Annotated in this window: 7 protein-coding genes; all 7 read left to right on the forward strand. The window is 56.4% G+C overall.

Annotated features, from left to right (window positions below):
- The first annotated feature begins 220 nt into the window (after positions 1-220).
- A complete protein-coding gene (locus H5368_RS13285) occupies positions 221-499 on the forward strand; it encodes a hypothetical protein (RefSeq protein WP_182825487.1) in 279 nt (92 codons plus the stop codon).
- Positions 500-1393: 894 nt separating this feature from the next.
- Positions 1394-2239, forward strand: coding sequence for a hypothetical protein (locus tag H5368_RS13290; protein ID WP_182825489.1), 846 nt, complete (start codon positions 1394-1396; stop codon positions 2237-2239).
- 673 nt (positions 2240-2912) lie between these two features.
- Positions 2913-3206: a PH domain-containing protein gene (locus H5368_RS13295; protein WP_220486682.1), complete on the forward strand. Its 294-nt coding sequence runs from the start codon at positions 2913-2915 to the stop codon at positions 3204-3206.
- 126 nt (positions 3207-3332) lie between these two features.
- A complete protein-coding gene (locus H5368_RS13300) occupies positions 3333-3740 on the forward strand; it encodes a hypothetical protein (RefSeq protein WP_182825493.1) in 408 nt (135 codons plus the stop codon).
- Between the two features lie 1031 nt (positions 3741-4771).
- Positions 4772-5128: a hypothetical protein gene (locus H5368_RS13305; protein WP_182825495.1), complete on the forward strand. Its 357-nt coding sequence runs from the start codon at positions 4772-4774 to the stop codon at positions 5126-5128.
- Positions 5129-5211: 83 nt separating this feature from the next.
- Complete coding sequence (locus H5368_RS13310; RefSeq protein ID WP_182825497.1) at positions 5212-5538, forward strand: nucleotide pyrophosphohydrolase; 327 nt, start codon at positions 5212-5214, stop codon at positions 5536-5538.
- A 2763-nt stretch (positions 5539-8301) separates the two neighbouring features.
- Positions 8302-8466, forward strand: a 165-nt coding sequence (locus H5368_RS13325) for a transposase (RefSeq protein WP_182825504.1), incomplete at its 3' end; no start/stop codon positions are given.

Below are 8466 nucleotides of genomic sequence, written 5' to 3' on the forward strand. Positions count from 1 at the left end.
CATCCGCGGCTACGTCGACTTCTACAACCACCAGCGCCTACACTCGGCGCTGGGTTACACCGCACCCGCCGACTACGAGCGCAGATGCGCCTAACCAACGGGTGTCCACTTTATCGAAGGAAGTCCCCACCGCTTCGTTACACCAAGCACATGGCAGGTACAGCTTGCCATGTGCTTGGCTCCACTACGCGGCGCGGCTTAACTTAGGCGTTAGGCGCACATGGACTGGATCGACAGACTGGAAGAAGAGGCTTGGAACGTCGTGATCGACGAGCTGGTATGGCACCTTCGTGAGGATCGCCTGCCCATTTCTATCCATTGGCAGCTGTCGCCTGCCCGGGGGATCGAGTTCCGCTTCAAGGACTCAGCGCCTGCCTTCTTTGCTCTCAAGGAGCACGCTCTTGAAGAGCACGTTCTCGAGGAGCACTGGGATGAGGCAGTTCAGATCATCGCTAGGTTCCCGCAGCTACAAACAATGGATGTGCGGAGTGGCGCCTAACAATGCGTTCAAGCCGACACCGCTTCGTTACGCCAGGCACATGGCAGGTGCAGCTTGCCATGTGCCTGGCTCCACTGCGCGGCGCGGCTTAACTTAGGTGTTAGGCGGCACTGGGGAGATCTATGGCGATCGATCTGTTTGACCTGGCGGGAAGCTGGCTAGACCTACTGCTCGTGCGTCGGATAGTCATTCCAACCGCTGTGGGTATCGTCGTAGCTCTTGGGGTCTACTACTTGACCGGTCAAACTCCGGGGTCCGCTGCGGTGGCGTTCGGTATCGGTCTACTGAGCGTCTGCGTTGGCGTAATCTGGCACATCGCTGGCGGCAGCAAACCAGGTGCCGCCTAACAATGCGTTCAAGCCGAACCCGCTTCGTTACGCGGCCCAGGCGGCAGGTAAAGCTTGCCACCTGGTCCACTCCACTGCGCGGGTCGGCTTAACTTAGGTGTTAGGCCTCAATGAAAGCTGCTCTGCTTCTGATACTAAGTGCAGCAACTGGCTGTGTTCGCACACCAGCGCCGCTACCTATCGTGGATCCAGCGCCAAAGATCCATGCTGGCTACTACACAGAGGGCTTTGAGACCCTGGAGTTTCGTCCGTTGGTTGCGACCCGGGAGCGCTGGTGGGTAGAGGGCTCGGTTCCCTGCGCCTTCCTGACCTTCAACCAAGAGCCCAATGCGCCTTGGAATCGCGTCTACGTGCAGCTTGAAGGTTCTGTCTCATCACCTGGTCAATTCGGCCATATGGGGGCATATCAGCGCAATCTATCCGTGGATCGGATGGTCTCTTGCAGGCCGCTGCGTGAGGGTGAGAGAGTTGAGCCCTAACAATTCATTCAAGCCGACACCGCTTCGCGGCGCGGCTTAATTCTGGTGTTAGGCATCAGGGGGAGTAAGTGGGCACCTTCAAGAACGGACTTCCGAGACTGAAGCCAGGCAAGTGGCTTCCACGGCTGTTTCTGCATGAGAAAAATGAGCGAAAGATTCGATGGACACTGAGAGCGCTCACTGGTCTGGGCATTGCCACAAGCATTGTCAGCTTGCCTTGGCAGCAAGGGCTCTCCCTTGCCGTCGCGCTGGTTGCCGTTGACTACTTTCTCGAGAGGACGCTGTTCTATTACACAAGCCTTTACGTCCAGCCGCTTCCAGACTTCACGTACGATCCAGACAAATGGGTCGCGAATGCTTTTGTCTCGCTCGGAAGACCCTCAGATCCGTCCAGTGAAAAAATTGTTGGCCTCGTTTTCAACGATCCAGAGTACGCCCATAAGTTCTTCACGCTGCTTCGATCATGGAATTATGGAAGGCCGGAGGACGAATCAGGCAACATATGCCTGTCCTTTATCACTGACGAAGACATGTACTACGTCTACCTATACCCAAGCTTTGATAGGGCCGGCATCAAGCAGATGCACGAGAAACTTAGGAGGGACAACGCTGTAACAAAGTATGGCAAGGAACACTTGGGCCTGATCGTGTCTCTCATAATCTGCAAGGGGTTTGAGACCAAACACGGATACGCTCTGGGTACGTTCACTGACAATCATCCTCAGGACGCCCCGTTCTTGCTTGCTCCATTCATTCACAAGAGTGGAAGTAACCCTGAGCCTCTGTTCGACATCGAGCCAATTAAGATGCGTACTTATAAGGCAAAGATCCCCAAGCATCTTACGGAGAATGACTTTGAGTACGTTCACTGGCGGACAAGAGTCAGACCTCAGGCGTCCGGATCTGATGCCTAACAAATCATTCAAGCCGACACCGCTTCGCGGCGCGGCTTAATTCTGGTGTTAGGCCTCATGAGCAAGATTGCCGCAACTTCAGCTCTTCTCTGCTTGCTGTTCTCTGGCTGTGCGGCGCTAGTCCCGATGACCACGGTACTCAACGGTGACGTTCCCAGCGGCAGCATCATCGTGCTCCAAGGCTATGTCTCACTAGAGTTTGAGGGTCAGTCCATCCATGAGTCTCGACAGGACTGTGTGGCGGGTGATACAGCGCGTGCCCTCTGGGTAGATATCCAACGCAAGAACATCCCAGATGGGTGGCAGCACTGCTCTCTCGCAGAGGTGTCGGGGGTCTATCGGCCAGATGACACAGGGCACTTCGGTGGCTGGCCTTCTGGTGCCATTGTCTCGGTCAACAGTATCCGGGCATTGCGCAGATGAGGCCTAACAATGCGTTCAAGCCGAAGCCGCTTCGTTCCGCAAAGCACATGGCAGGTACAGCTTGCCATGTGCTTTGCTCCACTACGCGTCTCGGCTTAACTTAGGTGTTAGGCCGCAAAGGAAGGCTATGGCGACCGTTTACAAATCAAGAACTGATGCGTGGTTGCTTGCTATTCTCGCAGTTGCGATTGCGGTGTCACTTTTCGCCGCTATCGTAACCGTGTCTGACGGGTCCCCCGCTGCGTGGCCCGTGGCCGCGTTCATCGCCGTCATCGGCGTCGGCCTGCCTATCTGGCTGTTGCTTTCAACGCGCTATACGTTGGAGCCCCGTCAGCTAAGAGTACAAAGCGGCCCGTTCAAGTGGCACATCAAAGTAGCGGACATCACTAGCATTACGCCCAGTTCCAACGCGCTCTCCAGCCCAGCGCTTTCATTGGACCGGCTGCGTATTGACTACGGCTCGGGAAGGTCGCTCATGATTTCTCCACGGAACAAGGAACAGTTCCTCCGAGATATTGAGGCTGCCCGTCGCGGTGCGGCCTAACAATGCGTTCAAGCCGAACCCGCTTCGTTACACGGCCCACATGGCAGGAAGAGCTTGCCATGTGCACCGCTCCACTGCGCGGGTCGGCTTAACTTAGGTGTTAGACATCACACACAGGAGGTCGCGATGTCAAAGATTATTGCAATGGCATGCTTGCTTGTATCAGGAGTGGCTTGGGCTGATGAACTGCCGAAGATGGAGGAGACGGAGCTATTTGCAAAGACGGTCCGCGGCTGTAAAGAGGTAGGCACCGATTGGAGCCATCCTACAAAGCAAGTTCTGATCGAGCGAGGCGTGACACTCCAGAAGGTCAGCCTATGCAACGACAGGACGTTCCCGGTCTTCTACGCCGAAGTGCCTTACGACCCGTGGTTGATTCACAACAACAATTACTTTCTCCCGCTTTATGGCGCTCTCCATGAGGCGAACGGCAAGTGGCCTCTTGCGATTGTCGGAACAAGTGACAACACGATCATCGTCATCGCAGAAGAGTCGGGCTCAGTTCGCGAGAGTCTTGAGATGTACGCAGAGTGATGTCTAACAATTCATTCAAGCCGACACCGCTTCGCGGCGCGGCTTAATTCAGGCGTTAGGCGCATGAAGACTCTACTGGCAATTCTGTTAACGCTCACGGCAACACCCGTTGCTGCCACGAGCACAATATGCCGGTTCTCGGCGCCTGATGATGCTGGAGATTACGATCTTGAATTCTTAGGCTACGGAGAGATTGCCCAGATTCTATTTCACGTACCGGGTCAGGGCTATCCCAGCAGCCTGCCTGGCGGCTCATACGAGATCCACGACTTTGACAGAGCCTCGGCGCGAGTTCATATCGTTTATCGCAATCCAGGCGACAAGCGTCTATTTCCATCCTTCACTCTAAAGGGGTCTGGCAACAGCGTACGTATGTCTGTTGCCGGTCAGGAGTTCGTTGGAGAATTCAGATGCGACTTCTAGGGTTGCCGTGCTGGCGCCTAACAATGCGTTCAAGCCGACACCACATCGGGGCGCAAACCACATGGCAGAAAGAGCTTGCCATGTGCTTCACGCCCCGATGTGGCGCGGCTTAACTTGGGTGTTAGGCCTACATTGGGGAATGCATGGCAACTCTTAAGGACTTCAGGCTCTACGTTGCGATCACATCAACTGCAGCTGCATTCGCATTGATGTACTTCTACAAAGACTTCGTCAACTCACCACCCGACCGGATCGACCGGTTTGTTGCTGGATACGTATTGGGCACATTGGCGTCAATTTGTTCAGCACTCGTCGTGAAAATGGCGAGAGATGTCTGGTCCAAAGGAGCCTCCGCTCTAGACTCCGACAAGAAGTGGCGACCTTTTGCCTTTCTGCTATACCTATGCTTCGCCGCCATCGTAGTCATAGTTTGGCTAGTAGGATGGGAGGGGAGAAACACAGGGCTTTTTTACGGCGCTGGAATCCTCCTTTCTGCAATGCTTGTCACTTATGGGGTTAGTCATTACGTCTTCCGCAAGTAGGCCTAACAACTCATTCAAGCCGACGCCGCGTCGCGGCGCGGCTTAATTCAGGCGTTAGGCGCTTCAATGACCTTTTCCGCAGCCCTCGCGATCATCGTCCTGGCCAGCTCTTCGGTAAGTCCGGAGTTGTGTCGCAACGTCGAGAACAAGATCGAGCCAGATATGCGCATTCTGGAGTCAGATCTGAGCCAGTCAGCTGCAATCCAAGCTGCTGAAGAACTCGAGGACATGATTGCTCGCGGCGACTTGACAGGTGCGTTCCAGTTTGGGGCGCTCAACCAGTCAAAGATAATCCACGGGCACATCCTGCTTCGTCAGGCAACGACGGACCGAGATGAGTTTGGCTCCGGCTCGGTAGAGTCGAGAGAATCGGCGAGGTTGTTGTGCACATGGCTCAACACGGAGGGCTTCTGGTATGACTAGTTCATCGCAGCCAGCGCCTAACAATTCATTCAAGCCGACGCCGCTTCGCGGCGCGGCTTAATTCAGGTGTTAGGCGGCATGACATGAATTTCAGCGATCTCGAACAAGCAGCACTCGAACTCAACGAGCTCTACGAGCAACTGGAGGTTAAGCGCTGGGGTCGCGTCTGGAGCACTCAGGAACTGGCGCTCGGATTCACGGGAGACGTCGGTGATCTGGCAAAGCTGATCCAGGCACATGCCGGCGTCCGGACCATCGAGAACCATCACGCCAAACTCGGGCATGAATTGTCGGACTGCCTGTGGTCAATTATGGTTCTGGCCAATAAGTGCGGCGTTGATCTAGAGGCGGAGTTCATCAGGAACACTCGTGAGATTTCCGCCTACGTGTCAGGCGAGCTCGCCAAGTAGCCCGGCAGCCGCCTAACAATTCATTCAAGCCGATGCCGCTTCGCGGCACGGCTTAATTCTGGCGTTAGGCCTCATCCCAATGACTCACCGGCTTGTTGCCATACTGTCGTTGTTAGCAGCCTTTGCCGGATGCACCCCGGCTGACGAGATCCCGAGTGGCGGCTCAATGGCGGTGCCAATAGACGCGGCAATCGCGGCTTTTGAGCGAATGGTTCCGCCAGCCACAAGCAGTCGCGCATATGCAAATTGTCTCCTGATCGACGGGCATGACCCTCCTAGTAGCGTTCTGGCGGCCTTGCTTGTTGGCGGTCGCGAGGTGGTGCCAGCATCGGAGTGCGCATACGCGATCAACGCTCCAGGAGGCATCCACCGCGAGACTGGAAAGCGCGCCCAGTTCCATGAACTTCGCGAATTCAAGAAGTACGGCGCTATGGCGGCTGAGCTAAACGGATCAAGCTATGTTCACGGCCTGTCTGGCTCTTCGGTGCTGTTTGATCTGGAGTATCGCAATGGACAGTGGCGGGTTGCGTACGTCAAGCCCACTGGTGTCTCATGAGGCCTAACAATGCGTTCAAGCCGAACCCGCTTCGTTACGCGGCCCAGGCGGCAGGTAAAGCTTGCCACCTGGTCCACTCCACTGCGCGGGTCGGCTTAACTTAGGTGTTAGGCGCGCTATCGCACCGCATGGAGGCATGAAGTGAAACTAACGGCATCCGAAGTCCGTCATTTCAAGAACGTGTTGTGGGGAACTCGCTTTTGGGCGTGGTTTCGCTGGGTACTCTTGTCGGTTCTTGGCTACACCGCCGCCGCACACTTCACTGGCTGGAAGCCTTTGGCCCGAACTGACTGGCTGGCCGCAGGCGCGGTCTACCTGCTGGTCGCTTGGCCAGGCTTGTGCCGCACATACGTGTTTCATACGCTGCACCGTGTGGTGGCGGAGGATCCGGAGGCACGGGCACAGCTCGCTGCTGCTGGTGTGAAAGAGTTCGCGTCTGACACGTCGGGCGGGCGCGCCTAACAATGCGTTCAAGCCGACACCGCATCGGGTCGCAAACCACATGGCAGGTCCAGCTTGCCATGTGCTTCACGCCCCGCTGCGGCGCGGCTTAACTTAAGTGTTAGGCACCACAGCATGCATATGTGGCAACTGATTCTCGTGGCACTAGCAGCGGCGGGCACCGGCTGTAGTGGTGACCGTAGTGGCTGCAGCACTTCATCGGGCGCGCGTCTCGTACAACTCGCCACCGCCGGTGATATGTCTCAGGCAAGACAGCTCGGCCTCAAGGGGGAGACGAGCATAGAGGTGTTGGTTGGAGTGCAAGGTGGTGGCGGTTACCTGGCTGAGGCAAAGGTGGCTCGGTCCAGTGGAGCGCCAATCCTCGATAGAGCTGCCATGTACGCTGTTCGCTACTCCATCTTTGAGCCTGCTTCATGCGATGACGTTCCAGTTCCGGGCAAGGTCGTTGTTGAGGTGGCGCTGCCGTAGGATGGTGCCTAACAATTCATTCAAGCCGACACCGCTTCGCGGCGCGGCTTAATTCAGGCGTTAGCCAACTAAGCACATGCGCGCAGCCTCGGTAACTCTCCAGGTGTTTATCAGCACCGCACTGATCGGAGGTGTGTTGTGGCTCCCTCAGCTCGTCCGGAGCCACAGAGCGCTTGAGAACCAGCGAGGATTGGATCAACGAGCTGCGCAAAGATGGGAAGCCGAAAGAGGTTTCTCACCTTGTGACTCTCACGGGTTCGAGGTTCTAGCCCGCGCAAATTCTAAGCTCCGGAGTAGCGGCTACAGCAGTGACGGGATAACGGGAGTTGTACTGCCTACGTTTCACGAAATGAGAATCGTCACTTTCAGCAGAGAGGGGCTCTATTCTTACCGCGTGGCTGGCGAATCCGTGTTCGCTCCGCCTGCCAGTGACTGGTTCGCGGGCTCTCTGCACGTGGTGGCGCAAGAAACTGAAAGTGCGCTGGAAATGCATGGCATCAACGCGACACTAGGCAGGGCTGCGACTTACGCGATGACAGCGCCAACCTATTCTTCCGATGGGGTGTACTACTATATTGGTCGCGGCGATGATGTATGTGCTTTCGCTGCACATCCACGTGGCGCTGGTCCTGCCGCTCTCGTCGCTAAGATGCTTGACGAGGCCACGAGCCCTAAGCCTGACATAGAGCTGATCGGCGCACTGGCGCGAAGGACTGACCTGTATGACATGCCGCGGTAGTTCGGCTAACAATTCATTCAAGCCGACGCCGCTTCGCGGCACGGCTTAATTCAGGCGTTAGCGCCCGCAATGAAAGTTCTCGCCATCGTCCTGGTTTCGCTCCTCGCTTTTCCGGTCCATGCGTGTCGCGTCCGGCACATCCCTGCAGAAGAGAGACTAGCCTTGGCTACTTCGGTCCATCTTGGCGTGGTGACCGGACTGCACCTTGTGGAGCTTGAGCGCGCGTTAGTAGCAGCGCAGGATGACGTCTTGGTCGCAAACGGCGCTCGTAAGGGCCGCGTAACGGTGATCCGTACACTGCGCGGAAGAAGTCGCTCAATCGTGGAGACGCTTCTCCCTAGTTGCGGGCCGTTCCTACCTGAGATGCAAGCCAAGGTAGTTGTCCTAGCGCACGGCAACTCGTATGAGGTTTCATCAGATCCTGAGCTGGTACGACTGGTTGAACGCCAGCTAGGCGGGCTCTAACAATTCATTCAAGCCGACACGGTAGTTCCTTCGCTTCAGTGGACACCCTGACCTAACGATCAGGAGTGTCTTTATGCCTACGCCAGGCCCCCGAACAACCTATCGCTACATAGACCACTTCAAGGCCACCGCAGTACGCCTGAGTGAGCTTCCCGGCGTCTCCGTCGCCGATGTTGCCGAGTCGCTTTACATCCACCCTTTCATGTTGTCTCGTTGGCGCAAGTTGGCCCGCGAGGGA

It is taken from the genome of Luteimonas sp. MC1782, assembly GCF_014164605.1.
Taxonomy (GTDB): Bacteria; Pseudomonadota; Gammaproteobacteria; order Xanthomonadales; family Xanthomonadaceae; genus Luteimonas.

Coding starts and splice junctions, on each gene's coding strand:
- H5368_RS13285 (WP_182825487.1), top strand. CDS start 221: ATGGACTGGATCGACAGACTGGAAGAAGAGGCTTGGAACGTCGTGATC.
- H5368_RS13305 (WP_182825495.1), top strand. CDS start 4,772: ATGACCTTTTCCGCAGCCCTCGCGATCATCGTCCTGGCCAGCTCTTCG.
- H5368_RS13310 (WP_182825497.1), top strand. CDS start 5,212: ATGAATTTCAGCGATCTCGAACAAGCAGCACTCGAACTCAACGAGCTC.
- H5368_RS13300 (WP_182825493.1), top strand. CDS start 3,333: ATGTCAAAGATTATTGCAATGGCATGCTTGCTTGTATCAGGAGTGGCT.